General features: G+C 51.7%; 16 protein-coding genes. 12 read left to right on the forward strand and 4 right to left on the reverse strand.

The genetic code is table 11. The annotated features are described in order from the left end of the window. Window positions 1–9 precede the first annotated feature (9 nt). The 12 genes from ptsP to WKS99_RS08215 all read left to right on the forward strand — a co-directional run bounded on the left by ptsP (window position 10) and on the right by WKS99_RS08215 (window position 13,955). Window positions 10–1,722 carry a phosphoenolpyruvate--protein phosphotransferase gene (gene ptsP, locus WKS99_RS08160; RefSeq protein ID WP_340405711.1) on the forward strand — a complete coding sequence of 571 codons (1,713 nt, stop codon included), beginning with the start codon at window positions 10–12 and terminating at the stop codon, window positions 1,720–1,722. 14 nt (window positions 1,723–1,736) lie between these two features. Further along, on the forward strand, window positions 1,737–2,012 hold the full coding sequence (locus tag WKS99_RS08165) for an HPr family phosphocarrier protein (RefSeq protein WP_340405712.1): 276 nt from the start codon (window positions 1,737–1,739) through the stop codon (window positions 2,010–2,012). Window positions 2,013–2,936: 924 nt separating this feature from the next. Continuing rightward, window positions 2,937–4,430, forward strand: a complete 1,494-nt coding sequence (gene abc-f, locus WKS99_RS08170; protein WP_340405713.1) for a ribosomal protection-like ABC-F family protein — start codon at window positions 2,937–2,939, stop codon at window positions 4,428–4,430. 459 nt (window positions 4,431–4,889) lie between these two features. Next, window positions 4,890–5,903 (forward strand): 3-deoxy-7-phosphoheptulonate synthase, encoded by a 1,014-nt coding sequence (gene aroF, locus WKS99_RS08175; RefSeq protein WP_240287690.1) that lies wholly within the window; start codon window positions 4,890–4,892, stop codon window positions 5,901–5,903. Between the two features lie 2 nt (window positions 5,904–5,905). Beyond that, window positions 5,906–6,982 carry a 3-dehydroquinate synthase gene (aroB, locus tag WKS99_RS08180; RefSeq protein ID WP_340405714.1) on the forward strand — a complete coding sequence of 359 codons (1,077 nt, stop codon included), beginning with the start codon at window positions 5,906–5,908 and terminating at the stop codon, window positions 6,980–6,982. A gap of 4 nt (window positions 6,983–6,986) precedes the next feature. Further along, on the forward strand, window positions 6,987–8,231 hold the full coding sequence (gene aroA, locus WKS99_RS08185) for a 3-phosphoshikimate 1-carboxyvinyltransferase (RefSeq protein ID WP_147571772.1): 1,245 nt from the start codon (window positions 6,987–6,989) through the stop codon (window positions 8,229–8,231). Continuing rightward, complete coding sequence (aroC, locus tag WKS99_RS08190) at window positions 8,212–9,306, forward strand: chorismate synthase (RefSeq protein WP_340405715.1); 1,095 nt, start codon at window positions 8,212–8,214, stop codon at window positions 9,304–9,306. Before aroA ends, aroC begins: the two co-directional genes overlap by 20 nt. A 26-nt stretch (window positions 9,307–9,332) precedes the next feature. After that, on the forward strand, window positions 9,333–10,484 hold the full coding sequence (gene pheA, locus WKS99_RS08195; RefSeq protein ID WP_240287686.1) for a prephenate dehydratase: 1,152 nt from the start codon (window positions 9,333–9,335) through the stop codon (window positions 10,482–10,484). Continuing rightward, window positions 10,484–11,722 (forward strand): shikimate kinase, encoded by a 1,239-nt coding sequence (locus WKS99_RS08200; RefSeq protein ID WP_340405716.1) that lies wholly within the window; start codon window positions 10,484–10,486, stop codon window positions 11,720–11,722. Before pheA ends, WKS99_RS08200 begins: the two co-directional genes overlap by 1 nt. After that, window positions 11,719–12,153, forward strand: coding sequence for a type II 3-dehydroquinate dehydratase (gene aroQ, locus WKS99_RS08205; protein ID WP_340405717.1), 435 nt, complete (start codon window positions 11,719–11,721; stop codon window positions 12,151–12,153). The genes WKS99_RS08200 and aroQ overlap by 4 nt, the downstream gene beginning before the upstream one ends. Before the next feature lie 443 nt (window positions 12,154–12,596). Further along, complete coding sequence (locus WKS99_RS08210) at window positions 12,597–13,589, forward strand: tyrosine recombinase XerC (RefSeq protein ID WP_147571775.1); 993 nt, start codon at window positions 12,597–12,599, stop codon at window positions 13,587–13,589. Window positions 13,590–13,592: 3 nt separating this feature from the next. Beyond that, window positions 13,593–13,955, forward strand: coding sequence for an SdpI family protein (locus tag WKS99_RS08215; RefSeq protein WP_147571776.1), 363 nt, complete (start codon window positions 13,593–13,595; stop codon window positions 13,953–13,955). Window positions 13,956–13,995: 40 nt separating this feature from the next. Here the strand turns inward: WKS99_RS08215 and WKS99_RS08220 are convergent, their stop codons facing one another. From WKS99_RS08220 to yunB, 4 genes are all read right to left on the reverse strand, one after another. After that, complete coding sequence (locus WKS99_RS08220; RefSeq protein ID WP_262670329.1) at window positions 13,996–14,943, reverse strand: DMT family transporter; 948 nt, start codon at window positions 14,941–14,943, stop codon at window positions 13,996–13,998. Window positions 14,944–15,076: 133 nt separating this feature from the next. After that, complete coding sequence (gene ligA / locus WKS99_RS08225; protein ID WP_340405718.1) at window positions 15,077–17,050, reverse strand: NAD-dependent DNA ligase LigA; 1,974 nt, start codon at window positions 17,048–17,050, stop codon at window positions 15,077–15,079. Beyond that, window positions 17,043–17,705: a VanZ family protein gene (locus WKS99_RS08230; RefSeq protein WP_317246519.1), complete on the reverse strand. Its 663-nt coding sequence runs from the start codon at window positions 17,703–17,705 to the stop codon at window positions 17,043–17,045. Before WKS99_RS08230 ends, ligA begins: the two co-directional genes overlap by 8 nt. Before the next feature lie 14 nt (window positions 17,706–17,719). Next, window positions 17,720–18,451, reverse strand: coding sequence for a sporulation protein YunB (yunB, locus tag WKS99_RS08235; RefSeq protein WP_147571780.1), 732 nt, complete (start codon window positions 18,449–18,451; stop codon window positions 17,720–17,722). Window positions 18,452–18,459: the final 8 nt, after the last annotated feature.

Here is an 18,459-nt window from a genome sequence, read left to right on the forward strand (position 1 = left end):
GTGATCAAGATGAGATATCCCGGTATAGCAACATCGAGAGGATTGGTGGAGGGAACGGCCTTCCTTTATGCGCCCTATGTGCCAAATGTGGTCCAGGTTTCAAAGGGAGAGCCGCAAGATGAGATGGAGCGATATCAGGCGGCCCACCGTGCGGCTCGTACAGAGCTGGAACAGCTCTGTACGAACATGACGGCCCGAGATCCGGAGCGGGCAAAGATATTCCAAGCTCACATGGGCATTCTGGATGACATCGTGATGACGGAGGAGATTGAAATGCTGATCCGCTCTGAGGACTGTGGAGCCTCCTGGGCGGTGGACCAAGTGTATTCCCAGTATGCTGAGGTCCTGCGCATGTCACCCAACTCCATCATTTCCGAACGGGCTGCGGACATGGCGGACGTGCGCCTGCGGTTGTTGCGCTGTCTGGAGGGCCGGACGGATAAAGGTCTGGCTGGACTGTTAGAACCCGTGGTACTGTTTGCCCATGATTTGCTTCCATCCGACACTGCCGCACTAGACCCCTCCCAGGTCCTGGCCATCGTTACAGAGGTAGGCGGTATCACCTCCCATAGTTCTATCATTGCTCGCAGTTATGGCATCCCTGCCCTAGCTGGTGTGACTGATATCTGCCAGATTGTGAAAGACGGTCAGCTGGTGCTGGTCGACACGCTGGAGGGAGCACTGATTGTCCAACCCTCTAAGAATGAGCTGTCCAACTTCCGGGCCAAACAGGTTGAGTTCCATGCCGCACGGGAACGGGAGGAAACCTACCGGAAGGTACAGCCGACCCTACTCAATGGTGAGCGGGTTCAGGTGATGGTCAATGTGGGTGCGGTTGATGACAAGGAATTGCAGTGTGCTGCCTTTGTAGATGGTGTTGGCTTGTTCCGAACGGAGTTTCTCTACATGGACCGACAGGAGATTCCAGACGAGGAGGAACAATATCGTTATTATCGCCGAGTCTTTGAGGTGTTCGCCCCCGCACCAGTGACTGTACGTACTCTGGACATCGGTGGCGACAAAGAGGCTCCCTGCCTGGATCTGCCAAAGGAATTGAATCCGTTCTTAGGCAACCGGGCTGTGCGGCTGTGCTTTGACCACCCGGATATGTTCCTGACCCAACTTCGGGCCATCCTGCGGGCCTCGGCCCACGGAAGGTTGAAGTTGATGTTCCCCATGGTAGGAGGCATTGAGGACATCCGCCAGGCGAAGGCTCTGCTTGAACGGGCCAAGGAGCAGCTCCAGTCTAGGGGAGAGCAGTGGGACCAGAAGATGTCGGTAGGTGTGATGATTGAGATACCCTCGCTGGCTCTTCTGGCTGACCAAGTCGCAAAAGAGGTAGACTTTGCCAGCATCGGAACCAATGATCTGACCCAGTATACGCTGGCGGTGGACCGCGTGAACCCCGTGGTCAGTCAGTATTACCGCCCTTTCCATCCAGCGCTGATGCGGCTGCTGAGATTTGCAATCCAGGCCTTCAACGATGCCGGGAAGCAGATTTCCGTATGCGGTGAAATGGGCAGTGACCCACTGGCAGTGACTGCCTTGCTGGGCATGGGGCTCAGGACCCTGTCTGTGGGTGCGTCCTCCGTGGCGATGGTGAAGGAGCTGGTGTGCAACCTAGACCTGTGGCAGGCGGAGCAGTGTGCACGGGATATCTGTGTCTTGACCACAGAGGCAGAAGTAAAAGAACGACTAGAGAGATTGAAAAGCAAGCCTTGAAAGGAGAAAGTATCATGTATGAAAAGGAAACTACCATCCGGAATGAAACCGGGTTACACGCCCGCCCTGCTTCGGAATTTGTTAAGTGTGCCTTACAATATGCTTCCCGCCTGACCATCCAGCGGACAGTAGGCGAGCCGCCCAAGATGAACAACGCCAAGTCCATAGTCACACTTCTGACACAGGGACTTGCCTGTGGCGAGCGTGTACAGATTTGCGGTGATGGTCCGGATGAACAGGAGGCTGTGGATACCCTGGTAGCCCTCATTGATAGCGGATTTGGTGAATAACTCCTCTCGTCCAAAGATAAAAAACTTGAATCCCACTGTCTGAACAATAGGAACTCCCAAGTATAGCTGGGGGGTCCTAGTCTAACTGGTTTATATTATAGTTTGGAGGGAGGATCCTGCTGTGTATAAATCTGAGAGTACGATAGGGTTGACAGACCGCATGGCGTCCTGTGCAGTGCGCACCCTGCTGCGTGAGGTCTCTTTTTTATGGTGGTAATACCTGATTACTAGCTGAAATTGTAATGCGTACCACACATAGATATTTGTAAACTGACACAGTATAACAGAAAAAATCATAGCAGGGAAAGCGAAACTGCTAGACACATCTTTGGAGCCTCCAGCAAAAATTATGACCGACTTTCAATCTGCGAAAAGGGCCAGACGCAGACCTGGGAATGGATATATCAAGTAGTAGATTTACGAATACCGCTGGTGCGGACAGTGTACGATGAGGTGGTCGGATAGCACCACACAAATCCGTACTGTCTTCAGCAAGATTGAAAAAGAATGTTAAGAAAAGTTGACGAAGCTGATTGCAGAGAGGATGCAGATGTTTGGGCGGTTTACAGATAGCATCAGCGGCTTCCGAAGCCATAAATACCCCCTGCTTGGGATGTCCAATACAATAAAAAGGAGCTTTTTCCACTCTATTGACATCAATTTTTTCCTGTGCTATGATAGGCGCGATATGAAAGAAACGGAGGCGGGAAAATGCGCAATCTCTCTTGCTGAATATGGTATGACAACTTTGGGCCACCTCTGTGGCCCTGGTCTGTCGTACCCGGCGTAAGAGGGATTCGTACCTGCTTTCGGTCAAACAGGAGGAATGACATCGGAATTTCCGGCTGTCTTTCTGTCGTTGTCTGCCGCGAGAGGAATACCCTCTTGCGGCTTTTACTTTTGATACGACAGGAGGAATGTCTTATGTCACAAATCATGATACAAGACCTTGGATTTACCTACGAGGGCGACTATACGCCGGTATTTGAAGGGTTGGACCTGCAGCTAGACACCAACTGGAGACTGGGGCTGGTAGGCCGCAACGGCAGGGGCAAGACCACGCTGCTTCGCCTGTTAGAGGGAGAATTGGAGGGCGTGGGCCAGATCATTCTCCCTGGACGATGCCGCCGCTATCCAAAACCGGTGCTCCACATGGACCTTCCTACCCGGCAGGTCTTGTTAGATGGGATGGAGGATGTGGACGAGTGGCGGTTAATCAGGGAGTTTTCACGCCTTGGACTGGGGGAAGATCTACTGGACCGGCCGTTTCACAGTCTAAGCGGGGGAGAACAGACACGAGCCGCTCTGGCCGCCATTTTCCTTGACGAGGACAGCTATCCCATGCTGGACGAGCCCACCAACCATTTAGATGTCCAGGGAAGGGAACTGGTAGCCGCTTATCTGAAAAATACGCGCCGGGGTTTTTTGCTGGTTTCCCACGACCGAGCTTTCCTGGATCACTGTATCGACCATGTGCTGGCGCTGAACCAGACAGGCCCGGAACTGATGCGTGGAGATTTTTCTACCTGGTTTCAGGAAAAAGAGGCCCGGGACAGGGGAGAGCAGGAGCGAAATGAGAAGCTGAAAGGGGATATCCGGCGACTGGAACAGGCAGCCCGCCGGGCATCCGATTGGTCGGAGCGGACGGAACAGAGCAAATTTAACAGTAAGAATTCAGGACTGCGGGTAGACCGTGGATTTATCGGCCATAAATCAGCTAAAATGATGAAGCGGGCCAAAACCCTTGAGGCCAGGCAGCGGAGCGCCATCCAGGAAAAGTCTGCCCTGCTCCGGGATGTAGAGTGTGCGGACAGCTTGAAGCTAACACCGCTGGACTATCACAGTGAGCGAATCCTGGAGCTGCGCAATTTTGCGGTTTGTTATGAGGAAAGTCCTGCTTGCAAGGGAGTTAGCTTTACACTAAAACGTGGTGATCGGATATGTTTGGATGGGGGAAACGGAAGCGGAAAGACGAGTCTGCTCAGGGCTGTCCTGGGGGAGAATCTGTCCCATATCGGAACACTCTGGCGGGCGTCTGGATTGAAGATATCCTATGTCTCCCAAAAAACGGACCATCTGAAGGGCAGCCCTTTAGAATGGGCGGAAAGACAGGGGATAGATCTGACGAGGTTTTTCACTGTCTTACGAAAATTGGATTTCTCCCGTGCTCTGTTTGAACGGGATATGTCCGGATACAGCGAGGGTCAAAAGAAAAAGGTGTTATTGGCGGTCAGCCTGTGTCAAAGCGCCCACCTCTATATCTGGGACGAGCCGCTGAACTATATCGACCTGTTTTCCCGCATTCAAATCGAGGACCTGCTTCTGGACTTTCAGCCTACCTTGCTTTTTGTAGAGCACGACCAGATGTTCCGGCAGAAGATCGCCACCAACACAGTCAAGCTCAGGAGTGATTGTTGAATAGACAGTAAAAATAGAGTAAAGCAGGAGGACGGGCGACTGCTAACGGATATCCTGCGACCTGAGTATTCTATCGGTCAATACAATCGTCTTGATACTCTGAATTGTATTATTTGAATATAATTTTGACAGTATAATAAAATTGTTTGTAAAAAATAATATATTTTTTGAATTGACAGACGGAATGACCAGTGCTACCATAAAAATAACCAATATACATTTTGAGGAAAGGAGCCACGCTTTTATGAAGCAGTTTGCAGCTTACTTCTTTAGCTACTTTTACTTTTTTGGCTTTCGTGCAAAAAAGGTAAAAGTGTTTTTTGCTGCAAACAGACGGCTCCCCTCCGCAATTTAGGTGGAGTGTTGGAACATTGAATGACCTGCGGTGAACAAACGCTTCACCGCAGGTCATTTTTTATGACCCGGTGGAGAGCGCAGAGGAAAGGAAGGAAGCGCATCATGGTTATCATCATTAAGCAGAACGCAAAGGAAGAGCGAATCCGGGATCTGATTCAGTGGATCGAGGCCCAGGACCTCCGAACCCATGTTTCTACCGGGGACTACTCGACAATTATCGGTGTGATTGGAGATACCAGCAAGCTAGACGAGGGCTTGGTCAGTGGGCTGGATATTGTAGAGGGAGTCAAGCGTGTGTCGGAACCCTTCAAAAGCGCCAACCGGAAATTCCATCCCCTGGACTCCATTATCCAAGTAGGCCAGGAGCACGTCAAGGTGGGGCACGGCAACTTTGTTATGATCGCCGGCCCTTGCTCGGTGGAGAGCGAGGAGCAAATCATTTCCGTGGCTAAAAGCGTCAAGGCCGCTGGGGCCACCATGCTCCGGGGTGGAGCCTTCAAACCCCGGACCTCTCCCTATGATTTCCAGGGATTGAAGGCGGATGGCATCGAATTGCTGTTGGAAGCGAAGAGGGAGACTGGATTGCCTATTGTCACCGAGATCATGAACGCCAACCACCTGCCGTTGTTCGAGGACGTGGACGTGATTCAGGTTGGTGCTCGGAATATGCAGAATTTCGAGCTACTCAAGGAACTGGGAAAGACCCAGAAGCCGATCCTCATCAAACGCGGTCTGGCCAATACCATCAAGGAGCTACTGATGAGCGCAGAATATATTATGGCTAGCGGCAACGAAAACATCATTCTTTGTGAGCGGGGGATTCGGACCTTCGAAACAGCGACCCGGAACACACTGGATCTGTCCGCCGTGACCGTGCTCCATGAGCTGACCCACCTGCCTGTCATCGTGGATCCCAGCCACGCAACTGGTGTGGCCCGCTATGTCAAACCCATGGCTATGGCGGCGGCGGCCTGCGGGGCGGATGGCCTGATCATCGAGGTCCACAATGACCCTCCACGCGCTCTATGCGACGGGGCCCAGTCCCTTCGTCCAGAGCAGTTTGAGGATGTGGTCAAGGCCGTCTATGCCATTCGGGCGGCGGCCCAGGAGGTCTGACTATGAAAACATTGGCCGTCAATACCTCCCGGCCCTATGAGATCAAGATTGGGCGGGGATCTCTGGACCAGGCTGGTGTACTGTGCCGTCAGGCGATCCCCAACGCCCGGAAGCTGACAATCGTCACCGACAGCAGAGTTCTGCCCCTGTATTTGGCGCGGACGGCAGACAGCCTGGAGCAGATGGGCTTTCAGATTCAATGCCTTACCATCCCTGCTGGGGAGGCGTCAAAAAGCGCGGAGCAGCTTGTTATCCTTTGGGAAAAGATGATGGCCTTTGGTATGACCCGCACGGATGCTGTGGTAGCTCTTGGGGGCGGCGTAGTGGGGGACTTGGCGGGCTTTGCGGCAGCCACCCTGTTACGCGGGGTAGATTATGTCCAGATCCCTACCACCCTGCTGTCCCAGGTCGATTCCTCCGTAGGCGGAAAAGTGGCCATTGATCTGCGGGCTGGCAAGAATCTAGCAGGAGCCTTCTGGCAGCCCAGCCTGGTAATCATCGATCCAGGCTGCCTGGATACCCTGCCTGACAGGACCTTCTCCGACGGCATGGCCGAGGTCATCAAATACGGCTGTATCTTGGACCGGAAGTTGTTTGAACTCCTGAATCGGTGCGGGAGCCGGGTGAGAGTGATGGAGCGCATTGTAGATGTAGTCTATACCTGCTGCGACTTGAAGCGCCGGGTGGTTGTAGAGGACGAGCGGGACACCGGCTTGCGCCAGCTACTGAACTTTGGACACACTGTCGGCCATGCCTTTGAGCTGGCCGGACATTATGAAACCTGGACTCACGGGCAGGGAGTGGCCGCTGGCATGAACTGGGCCGCCCAACTTGGCGTAGAGCTGGGCGTCACGCCACCGGAAACGGTGGAGTGCATTCAGGAGCTTCTGAAAAAATTTGACTTACCCTTGGACATTCCCTGCCCCTGGGAGACTATGACAGAGGCGGTAGGACTAGATAAGAAGAACGCCGGGGACCACATATCCCTCATCGTCCTGGAAAAGCTGGGGCAGGCGGTACACCGAAAGATGGCTCGGGATGAGCTGCTGGGACTGCTGAAGTGTATGTACGGGAGATGAGCTTATGGATGTGACCATTGTTCCAAACAAACTACAGGGCAGGGTAACTCCGCCACCCAGTAAGAGTCAGACACACCGGGTCATTCTGGCCGCTGCCCTGGCCAGGGGCAGGAGCAGGCTGGAGAATGTGGCCATTTCCCAGGATATCCTCGCTACCCTGAGTTGTATCGGTGCCCTGGGGGCACATTGGGAGCGGAAGGGGGAGCGGACCTTAGAGGTGACCGGTATGGGGGGGATCTTCCAGCCGGGAAAGGAGTTGCCACACTTTGACTGTGGAGAGTCGGGCTCTACCTTGCGCTTTCTCATCCCGATTGCCTTGGCGGTAGCAGGAGGCGGGATATTTACCGGCCGGGGCCGGCTGATGGAGCGGCCCCAGGAGCCTTACATCCACCTGTTCCGTGAAAAGGGGATCTCCTGGAACAGGGAGGGGGATACATTGACAGTCCTTGGACAACTGAAGGCAGGGGACTACGAGCTACCCGGAAATGTGTCCAGCCAATTTTTTACAGGTCTTCTCTATGCTCTACCTCTGGTGTCAGGGATATCACGCATTGTACCTACTACCCACATAGAGGGCCGGGATTACCTCGCCATGACTTTGGATACCCTGGCAGGCGCAGGGGTAACAGTGACCGAGCTTCACAATACTATAAAGTATTTTCACATCACAGGAAAGACTGCTTACAAGGCGATGGATTATACTGTGGAATCCGATTGGTCCCAGGCAGCCTTTTGGTACGCCGCCAATTTTCTGGGTGGACAGATTACGATTCAGGGGTTGAACCCCACCTCCGCCCAGGGAGACAAGGCTGTGGCCTCCTTCTACTGGAAACTGGCGCGGCCAGGTGATGTGGATTTGGACGTGTCCCAGTACCCTGATCTTGTACCCCCTCTGGCCGCAATGGCCGCGGTACGGAAAGGGACCTGCCGCTTTAATAACGCTGGGCGGCTTAGAATGAAGGAGAGTGACCGCCTCAATTCAGTAACGGCAGCTCTGATTGCTTTAGGAGCGGATATTAGGGAAGGGGAGGACAGCCTTACCATCCGGGGCCGGGACAGCCTGATGGGAGGCGAAATGGTTGACAGCCAAAACGATCACCGCATTGCAATGATGGCCGCTGTGTCCGCCCAGACTTGCCAGAAGCCAGTAACTATCTTAGGTGCGGAGTGCGTAAACAAGTCCTACCCCAATTTCTGGGAGCATTTTCAAGTGTTAGGAGGGAATATACATGGCCTCGTACTTCGGTAAGCATATCCATATCTCTATCTTTGGGCAGTCCCATTCCCAGGTGATCGGCGTGACAGTGGATGGACTGCCAGCCGGCGAGAGCGTGGATCTGGAGGGACTCCAACGCTTTCTCCATCGTCGCGCCCCTGGATGGGACACTACCGCTACCGCTCGAAAGGAGGGAGATATCCCTCGTATTCTGTGTGGTTTGCTGGAGGGAGAGACCTGTGGAGCGCCTCTGACCGCTATCATCGAGAACACCAATATTCGGTCCCAGGATTACAATGACCTATGCGATAAGCCGCGCCCCGCACATGCAGACTTTACTGCCCAGATCAAATATGGTGGCCATCAGGATGTGCGGGGCGGCGGACACTTTTCTGGGCGGCTCACAGCCCCCCTTTGTATCGCCGGCGGCATCTGCGCCCAGCTCCTGTCCCGACGCGGGATTGCCATTGGGGCCCATATTCGTTTTATCGCACAGATAGAAGATAAGCCATTTGACCCACTGGGAGAACAGACAGAAGTGCTGCGGCGGGTTCAGGCGGCCTCATTCCCAGTCCTAGACCCCAATGTGGAGGAGCCGATGCGTGCGGTCATCCTCCAGGCGCAGAGGGAAGGGGACTCGGTAGGGGGTGTTGTAGAGTGCATGGTCACCGGGCTGCCGGCCGGGGTAGGCTCTCCCATGTTTCAGGGCCTGGAGAGCCAACTGGCCGCGGCCCTGTTCGCCATCCCGGCTGTAAAGGGCGTGGAGTTTGGCACCGGCTTTCAGTCCGCCAACCTGCGGGGATCAGAGAACAACGACCCATTTATTTTGGAGGATGGGGCTATCCGGACTGAAACAAATCATGCCGGTGGAATACTGGGTGGGATATCAAATGGGATGCCTATCCTGTTCCGAGTTGCCTTTAAACCTACCCCCTCTATCGCCCAGTCTCAGCGTACGGTCCGCCTTTCTACCCACACAGAGGAGGAGCTTCACATCACCGGCCGCCATGACCCTTGTATCGTACCCCGGGCGGTGCCAGTGGTAGAGGCTGTCGCTGCCGCCGTCGTACTGGACGCCCTGCTGAATCAAAATACCGACCATATCTAGGATAAAAATTTAGGAGGAGATTTCCCATGGAGCACAATCTGAATGACTTAAGGGAGCGAATTGACCACATTGACAGCCAACTGGTAGACCTGCTGAAACAGCGGATGGCTGTCTCCAGAGATGTAGCTCTATACAAAAGGAAAAACGGACTGCCCACCTTAGATGCCGGCAGAGAACGGGTGCTGCTGGCCAAGGTAGGGGCGGAGGCTGGTGAGGAGCTGGCCGATTACACAGAGTCTGTATTTCGTGCCATCCTGGCGGTGGGCCGCTCCTATCAGAACCAGTGTGGCGGGGTGAAGTCCCAGGTCTATGAAACCATCCGGACGGCCTTGGCTGAGACCCCGGCGCTCTTTCCCCAGCGGGCCACCGTGGCCTGCCAGGGGATAGAGGGCGCCTACTCCCAGATGGCCTGCGACAGCATCTTTAAATCTCCTACGATCCTCTATTTTGATACCTTCGATCATGTATTCAAAGCGGTGGAGAGCGGCATGTGCCAATATGGAATACTGCCCATCGAAAACAGTACCGCCGGTTCCGTCAACGCGATATATGATCTGATGATCCAGCACAACTTTTCCATTGTCCGCTCTGTCCGCCTGAAGGTCAGCCACAATCTGCTTGCCAAGCACGGGACGAAGCTGGGTGACATTCGAGAGGTGTTCTCCCATGAGCAGGCGATCAGCCAGTGCGCGGACTATCTGGCTGGAATGAAGAACATCAAAGTGACCATGGTAGAAAATACTGCGGTGGCCGCCCGTATGGTGGCACAATCTGACCGTACCGATGTTGCCGCTATCTCCTCTCGCTTCTGTGGCGAGGAGTATGGTCTCAATCTGGTTCAGACCAATGTTCAGGACCAGGATAACAACTATACCCGGTTCATTTGTATCTCAAAAATCCCTGAAATATATCCCGGAGCGGACCGTACCTCGCTGATGATGACCCTGCCCCATAGACCAGGCTCGCTCTACCATGTACTGTCCAAATTTTATGCTCTGGGGATCAACCTTCGCAAGCTGGAGAGCCGCCCGCTTCCGGACCGGGAATTTGAGTTCATGTTCTACTTCGATCTGGAGTGCTCTGTATACGCCCCGGAGATGGAACGTCTGTTCCAAGATCTGGATGAGGAGAGCGAGTACTTCCGCTACCTTGGGACCTATAACGAGGTCATCTGCTGATGGTCCCGCGTCATCTGGAATTTGGACTACTGGGGGAGCATCTTGCTCACAGCTTCTCCCCAGCAATCCATCGGCAGTTGGGGGGCTATGATTACCAACTAGTGGAGCTGTCTCCAGAACAGGTGGGGCCCTTCCTGCGTCAAGGGCAGTTTCGCGGACTCAATGTGACGATTCCCTACAAAAAAACAGCGATGAGATTCTGTGACCAGCTTTCCCCTGCGGCCCAGCGGATCGGCAGTGTCAATACCATTATCAAGGGACCTGATGGGACACTGTATGGGGATAATACCGATTATGACGGTTTCTTGTATCTGCTTCGTTCAGCCGGGGCCCAGATAAGAGGAAAAAAAGCGCTTGTACTTGGAAGTGGAGGAGCCTCGCTTACTGTCCATGCGGTCCTTTCGGATTTAGGCGTTGGGCAGGCCGTAGGGATATCCCGCAAAGGACCGGACAATTACGAAAATCTGGAGCGGCACCAGGATGCGGAACTGATTGTGAACGCTACGCCAGTGGGGATGTATCCCAATGTAGAGGCTTCTCCTGTGGACTTGGCGCAATTTCCACATTGCGGCCAGGTCTTTGACCTCATTTACAACCCAAGCCGGACCCGGTTCCTGTTGGATGGTGCTAGACGAGGAATGCTCTGGGCCAATGGCTTAGGAATGCTGGTAGCCCAGGCCAAAACGGCAGCGGAGCGGTTTTTAGGCCAAACGATTCAGGACAGCAGGGTGGCGGAAATCACCGCCTGTATTGAACGTCAGACTCTCAATCTTCTTCTGATTGGGATGCCGGGCTGCGGAAAGACTACGATAGGGCAGGCGCTGGCCCGCCGTCTGGGGCGGCCCCTGGAAGATATTGACCAGCATATCGTTGCCAACAGTGGTTGTTCTATTCCGGAGATATTTTCCTGGGAAGGGGAGGAGAGCTTCCGAAGCAGGGAGCATCAGGCCCTCTGTCAGCTGGCCAAGCAGTCAGGTAAAGTCATTGCCTGCGGCGGCGGAATCGTCACCAAACGTGAGAACTGGGACCCTATCCGCCAAAATTCCACAGTTATTTATCTCCGCCGGGACTTGGAACTGCTCCCCACGGATGGGCGTCCGGTATCCCAGTTCCATTCTCTGGAGGAGCTCTACCGGCAGCGCGCACCTCTATATAGTCAGTTGGCTGACCTTACGGTTGACAACCAAGGTACGGTAGAGGAAACAGCGGACGAGATCATCAGGAGGCTGGAGTTATGAATCTACTTGTAATCAATGGTCCAAACTTGAATCTGTTAGGTATCCGGGAGCCGAACATTTACGGCGACCAGAGTTTTGCCGCCTTGGAACGATTTATCCAGGCGGCAGCCCAGGAGAGTGGGGTGTCTGTGGAGTTGTTCCAATCCAATCATGAGGGAGCGATTGTGGATAAAATTCAATCTGCCTATGGCAGAATGCACGGTATCGTAATCAACCCAGCCGCCTATACCCATACCAGCGTAGCTATTTTGGATGCCCTAAAGGCGGTGGCGCTGCCGGCGGTAGAGGTCCATCTCTCCGATGTGAACAGCCGGGAACCATTTCGGCAAATCTCCTATGCGGGCATGGCCTGCGAGGAGTCCTTTATCGGACTGGGCTTCGAGGGCTACCGGCGCGCCATCCAGTATCTCTGCCAAAAATACGGCCACTGATAACCTGGAAACAAGAGTTTGCAGAGTGGAAAGCACGGCAACAGTCTAAAGTCTAAATAATACAAACACGCATGATAAAGGAGGGGACATCTGAAATGCTGTTCCCTCCTGGTTTACTTATTTAGCAATCATTATTTTTCTATAAATCCTTCAAGGAATAAATACACATTAACGGTCAATTCATCGAATAACTAAATCCAGCTAACATACTAAGTATAATACTTATAAATAAAACAAAAAATAATGCTTGACTTTCTTCCTTTTTTGTGATTATATTTAAGCTAGATTATTCAAAAGGGAAGGAATAAGGGTTCGGACCATCTTAAGCAGTCGCCTCTTGGTCCAACAATAACCGTCTATTTTGTTGACCTCCTCGGTCCTTTATTTTTTTAAGATAATAGGTCAACAAAATAAAAATTTTGTTGACCTAAAAGGAGGGGAATATGGATTATCGAACTGAAGCTCCCGCACTAATCAGAGATTTTCTTGTCTATCATGAAACTATCCAAGGACATTCCAGTCGCACAATAGATGAATATTTTCTGGATCTGCGTAGTTTCTTTCGCTATATTAAACAGAAAAAAAATCTTATATCTAAGGATGTTCCATTTGACAGTATCATGATTGATGATGTCGACCTATCTCTGGTCCACAGCATCACATTAAGCGATGTCTATGATTTTATGAGTTTTCTCTCCCAAGATCGCTCACTTACAGCTACGTCAAGAGCTCGAAAAGTCGCTACAATCCGCTCCTTTTATAAATACTTGACTAATAAGGCCAAGCTGTTAAGAGAGAATCCTGTGCAAGATTTGGACTCACCTAGGCTACGCAAATCACTCCCAAGATATCTGAATCTTGATGAAAGCATAGAGCTTCTGGATTCAGTGGCTGGAAAAAACTCTAGTCGTGATTATTGTATTCTTACTTTGTTCCTAAACTGTGGATTGCGTATTTCTGAGTTGGTAGGCTTAAATGTAACAGATGTTCGAGGCGATCAACTGCGTGTTTTGGGAAAAGGAAATAAAGAGCGGATGCTCTATTTGAATGAAGCTTGTCAACAGGCGCTTCAGGATTGGATAACTGAGCGAAGCATGTTGACGTTAGTCGATCAAAAGGCGTTATTTGTCACGTTGCAAAATAGGCGTCGGATATCCAGAGCGGCAGTCCATAAACTGGTCAAAAAGCATCTATTAGCTGCAGGGCTGGACAGTAGCCAGTATTCAGCGCATAAACTGCGCCATACAGCGGCTACCCTTATGCTTCAAAACGGTGTAGATGTACGTACCCTCCAGGAAGTTTTGGGGCACGATAATCTCAATACTACCCAGATTTATACCCATGTAGATAGTGATGATCTTCGTACCGCAGCCAGGGCCAATCCCCTTGGCCGAGTATCTCGAACAAAGACGAAAAATCAAAAGAAAGAGGTTTGATACATGTACGCTGCCTGCTTTATTCTGACCATGCTCCCCCCTATCCTTATTCTGTGTGTGGGAATCATATGGAAAGTATCCCCGCCCAAAATGGACAGCAAGGGGTTGGCCTACCGTACAGCGTTGTCTACACGCAGTGAAGAAACTTGGAGCTTTGCACATCGCCATTGCTCAAAGCTCTGGATTCGTCTTGGCATCGTACTTGGGTTGGTGACCGCTCTGCTGATGTGGTTTTTTCGGGACCAGTATCTCAATTTTATTTTGTGGCTTCTGGCCGGTCAGATGGTATTTTTTTGTTTGTCCGCCTTTCTAGTAGATTTGCTGTTAAAAAATGGATTTGATGAACATGGAAACAAACTAATATAAAAAAGACCTCCAAGTTTTTTCTTGGAGGCCTTTTTATTATTTAATGTGATACAGTCGGGCGTTTGGCTTCCAAAATACCTGGGATGATGGAACACAGAGAGCCAACGACAATCAAAAGGATACCAAGCAGCATATTTCCCGGGATATCTTCCCTATGGAGCCACCAAGCCAGTATCGGTGACAGAGCGGGCTTAAAAAAGTATACTAGGGAAACTACACTAGCTGGCTGATATTCCATAGCCAAAAAGTAGGAGCAGAACCCGATACCTGCTACACCGGCAGAAACATAGAGCACATAGGGGAGATTTTCTATGGTATAACCGGCCAGGATAGGAATGTTGGCGAAATTTGGCAGACCAGCCGAGGTGATCGCCGCCGCCACAGCCGGAATGTGAGATAGGACGATAAAAAGAAGTACGATGAGGCTTCCAAATAGGAAACTAAAGCAGGTCACGACCACACCGCCATACTCAGCACACTTCCGCTTTCCCATAACCCCGTACAGAGAAAACAACAGGGTAGATAGCAACGCCAACGATACCCCCAACATATTCAGGTTGCTGTGGAATGGATTGATGATCGCCAGAGTCCCGATGATTTCAAAAATAAGGGCTGCCACATGACGTTTTTTAATGGGCTCATGGAGCAGAAAGAAGGCCAGGAAGGTCACGAATACCGGATTACAACTGAAGAGGACCGCAGTGACCGAGGAACTGGTATACTCGACAGCTAGATGGAGAATTGTCATGCTCAGAGATATCCCAGTGAACCCTAAAAGGGCAAAATAAGCAAGAGTTTTCGTATCAAGCCTCTTTTTCCTCTTTCGAAGTGTATGCAGGGCCAAAGGTAATAGGAAGAGAAAGCCAATAACAAAACGAGCAAAGGTCAACTGGACAGGGTTCAGTTCTCCAGCAATAAATTTCAATACCACCTCAAAGGAGCTGAACATGACTACCGCAATAGCAATATACAGATATCCTGTTTTCACAAATAACGCCTCCCCTCTCGATAGAATAATTATACCATATGCTAAAGAAAATGGAACTGCACAATAGTAAAAAACTAATAATGAAAGAAAGGCCCCCAAACAGTAAGTTGAGGGCCTTTAAATCATCAAAGTATTATTTCAGAAGTGCTGAAAAATCATCCTCTGTCAAGATTTGGATTCCTAGCTCCTGTGCTTTGCGCAGTTTTGATCCGGCGGACTCCCCTGCTACTACATAGGTGGTCTTTTTAGATACAGAACTGGCGGCCTTTCCACCTCTTGCTTCGATCAATTCAGTGGCCTCATCCCGGGTAAAGCGTTCCAGCGCCCCTGTCAAAACAAAAATCATACCAGCGAAGCGCTGGTCATCTCCCTGATCAGTTGCCGTCATATTGACGCCTGCCTCCCGCAGACGAGAGATCAAATGTCGGCTTTGAGGGCTGGACATCCACTCCAACAAGCTGTGTGCTGTAATCTCTCCAATATCATCAATGGCGGTGAGCTCCTCTAACGTAGCCGTTTCCAAAGCATCTAGGGTCTTGAAGTGGGCAGCCAATACTTTTCCGGCCTTCTGGCCCACCTGACGGATACCGAAGGCGTAGATCAGTCGGGACAGGTCCTGGGATTTAGAGTTCTCAATCGCTGAAATAAGATTTTGAGCTGATTTTTTACCCATCCGGTCCAGCTTTGCGATATCTTCCTCATGAAGAAAGTAGAGATCACCTGGGGTCTTGACTAGGCCGGCCCCAACAAGGTTCTCCACCACTGCGATACCCATACCATCGATATCCATGGCATCCCGGCTGGCAAAATGGGCTAGATTGCGAAGCAGCTGCGCTGGACATTCGGATCCAGTACAACGGATATGGGCCCCATCCTCATCTCGTTCCACCGGAGCCCCGCACACCGGACAGACAGATGGCAAAAAGTAGGGGCGTGTTCCTTCCGGACGCTGCTCCATAACGACAGACAGAACCTCTGGTATGATCTCCCCTGCTTTCCGAACCAGAACTGTGTCGCCAATGCGAATATCCTTTTCCGAAATAAAATCCTGATTATGCAGAGTCGCGCTGGTCACCGTAGTACCGGCGAGCCGGACCGGCTCCAGTACTGCTTTGGGTGTCAGTACCCCAGTTCGCCCTACCTGGACTAAAATATCCGTCACTTTGGAGGGCTTGACTTCAGGCGGGTACTTATAGGCAGCGGCCCAGCGGGGAAATTTTGCGGTGGAACCTAGGCGTTCTCTATCTGACAGGCTATTTACCTTTACGACCGCTCCGTCAATATCGAACTGGAAGGAATCACGGTTCTCTCCAATCTCTGCGATATGGTCCATCACCTGTTCCATCTGTTGACAGCTGTAATGCGGAATCACCTTGAAGTTATTGCGTTTCAAGTATTCCAGTGTCTCCAGATGTGTGGACAGAGCGGCCCCCTCAATCCACTGGATGTTAAATACTAGTATGTCAAGCCTCCGAGATGCGGCAATTTTGGGGTCTAACTGGCGGAGCGAGCCAGCGGCGGCATTTCTTGGATTGGCAAAAAGAGGCTCTCCCCTGCGCTCACGTTCCTCATTGAGCGCATGAAAAACCTGTTTAGGCATGAATACCTCACCGCGGACAATCAGGTGAGCCGGCATATCCGGCAGACGCATAGGGATAGAGCGGATCGTCCTCAAATTTTCTGTGACATCCTCCCCTACCCGGCCATCTCCCCGTGTTGCCCCACGGACAAAGAGACCATTTTCATATTCCAGCGCGACAGAAAGTCCATCCACCTTAGGCTCCACTACATAATGGGCATCCGGGACCACTCCTCGGACCCGGATGTCAAAAGCCTTCAGTTCTTCAAAATCAAAGACATCCTGGAGCGACTCCAGGGGGACCCGGTGCTCTACTTGAGAAAACGCCTCCAGTGCCTTCCCACCCACCCTCTGGGTGGGGGAGTCAGGAGTTATTGCCTCTGGGTGGGCTGCCTCCAGCTCCTCAAGACGGCGCAATTTGTGGTCATATTCATAGTCAGACATGGTTGGCGCATCATACACATAATACTCCAAACCGGCCTGTATCAGCTCATGGCGTAGTACCTCGAGCTCCTTCAATTCATCCATATCCAGGTAACTCCTTTGTGGTGCACTGAAATTTAATGGTCAGCTGTGGCAGCAGGGCATTTATCAGCCAGAAGATCCAGAATCCCACCAGAGTGCCCGCAGTATTGAGGATTACATCATCCACATCGCTACTGCGCCCAATGAAAAACTGGACAAATTCAATAAAAACAGAGGTGCAAAGACCAACCAGAGCGGATTTCCACCACCGCCAGCCCCGCCACAGCAGAGCAGGGAAAAAACCAATAGGGCAGAAGATACCGATATTCGCGACCATTAAAAACATGACCCATGGCCCGCGAAAGGCCCGAATGATCTCTTGAAAGGGGGTAAGCTGTAAAGTATCCCACTGGATCTGCCAATCGACAGGCGGAAATAGAGGCTCCATTCCATGCAGGACCCAGTACCATCGATTCAAGCTCCAGAAATTAGCAGGAAAAAGAGTTACAGAGGCCAATCCAGCGCAAAACATGACAAAAAGGAGCAGAACAGCCTCTCTCCCGCTGCTGCTTGACAGCCCAAGACTGGCCAGTCTTCTTTTGCGGGACGGCAGGAACAGAAGAAATCCGAATACTCCGATCAGCATACAGGGAAGCATCTGCAGACCGTAATCCAAGATATTACCCCAATACCATTGTATTGTTTCCCAAAGACTCATCTGTAAAACTCCGTTTAATGGCCTGATATCCCATCCAAGCTGAGATAGGTGTTGGGTACCTGTCCAACGATCACTGTTTCCGCAACACAAAGCTCTGTATCCAGCGGCACTTCTATGGCACTGCCTGCCAGCAGGACTGTGGCGGGAATGGAGAGATGGAGCCAGATCCGGTGACGAGTCTGGTTGACTCCCGCCTCCGAAAATTCGCTCTCAAACTCCGCTTGGACAGTTCCTACGGACATAGCCCTGACATGAAGCGAGGGTCCAGCCGCCCAGAGTAGCTCAGAATCAAAGAGGCTCCCTATTGGGATCTGAATGGTTGAAACATCGATACCATCTAATTCTTCTAGGATTTGATTAACCAGATATGCCCTGAGCTGGTTCATAGATGCCATATCCGTGGAAAGTGAGGTAATCGCACCGCTTTCCTCACGCTGTATCGTAACTAGATCGCCATATCCCAGTTGGCGCTGTGCCAGATCTTCTACAACAGATCGCTCGATCAGGCCTGTTAATTGATTTTGAATCTGGGTAGTAGCCGCCGCCGCTATAACGGGCTTTATCCTGGACTCCAAGAAACTGATGATAGAGAAAGATAGGAGCAAAGCGACGCCAAGTGTGACCAGCCAACGCGGGACGTGAACTGGAAATGAATAGGACCGTCCCACTCCCCTGCCGGCCGATCTATAAAATAGGCCGCCGTGTATTTTTCGGTATAATTCACGCCGTAAAGGACCCATGACCATATCCTCAC

This window comes from Flintibacter sp. HCN-6482 (genome assembly GCF_037892565.1).
Lineage (GTDB): Bacteria > Bacillota > Clostridia > Oscillospirales > Oscillospiraceae > Lawsonibacter > Lawsonibacter aceti.

Bases quoted from the DNA above. Each gene is read 5' to 3' on its own strand.
- ptsP (WP_340405711.1), top strand. From the start codon at position 10: ATGAGATATCCCGGTATAGCAACATCGAGAGGATTGGTGGAGGGAACG.
- WKS99_RS08165 (WP_340405712.1), top strand. From the start codon at position 1,737: ATGTATGAAAAGGAAACTACCATCCGGAATGAAACCGGGTTACACGCC.
- abc-f (WP_340405713.1), top strand. From the start codon at position 2,937: ATGTCACAAATCATGATACAAGACCTTGGATTTACCTACGAGGGCGAC.
- aroF (WP_240287690.1), top strand. From the start codon at position 4,890: ATGGTTATCATCATTAAGCAGAACGCAAAGGAAGAGCGAATCCGGGAT.
- aroB (WP_340405714.1), top strand. From the start codon at position 5,906: ATGAAAACATTGGCCGTCAATACCTCCCGGCCCTATGAGATCAAGATT.
- aroA (WP_147571772.1), top strand. From the start codon at position 6,987: ATGGATGTGACCATTGTTCCAAACAAACTACAGGGCAGGGTAACTCCG.
- aroC (WP_340405715.1), top strand. From the start codon at position 8,212: ATGGCCTCGTACTTCGGTAAGCATATCCATATCTCTATCTTTGGGCAG.
- pheA (WP_240287686.1), top strand. From the start codon at position 9,333: ATGGAGCACAATCTGAATGACTTAAGGGAGCGAATTGACCACATTGAC.
- WKS99_RS08200 (WP_340405716.1), top strand. From the start codon at position 10,484: ATGGTCCCGCGTCATCTGGAATTTGGACTACTGGGGGAGCATCTTGCT.
- aroQ (WP_340405717.1), top strand. From the start codon at position 11,719: ATGAATCTACTTGTAATCAATGGTCCAAACTTGAATCTGTTAGGTATC.
- WKS99_RS08210 (WP_147571775.1), top strand. From the start codon at position 12,597: ATGGATTATCGAACTGAAGCTCCCGCACTAATCAGAGATTTTCTTGTC.
- WKS99_RS08215 (WP_147571776.1), top strand. From the start codon at position 13,593: ATGTACGCTGCCTGCTTTATTCTGACCATGCTCCCCCCTATCCTTATT.
- ligA (WP_340405718.1), bottom strand. From the start codon at position 17,050: ATGGATGAATTGAAGGAGCTCGAGGTACTACGCCATGAGCTGATACAG.
- WKS99_RS08230 (WP_317246519.1), bottom strand. From the start codon at position 17,705: ATGAGTCTTTGGGAAACAATACAATGGTATTGGGGTAATATCTTGGAT.
- yunB (WP_147571780.1), bottom strand. From the start codon at position 18,451: ATGGTCATGGGTCCTTTACGGCGTGAATTATACCGAAAAATACACGGC.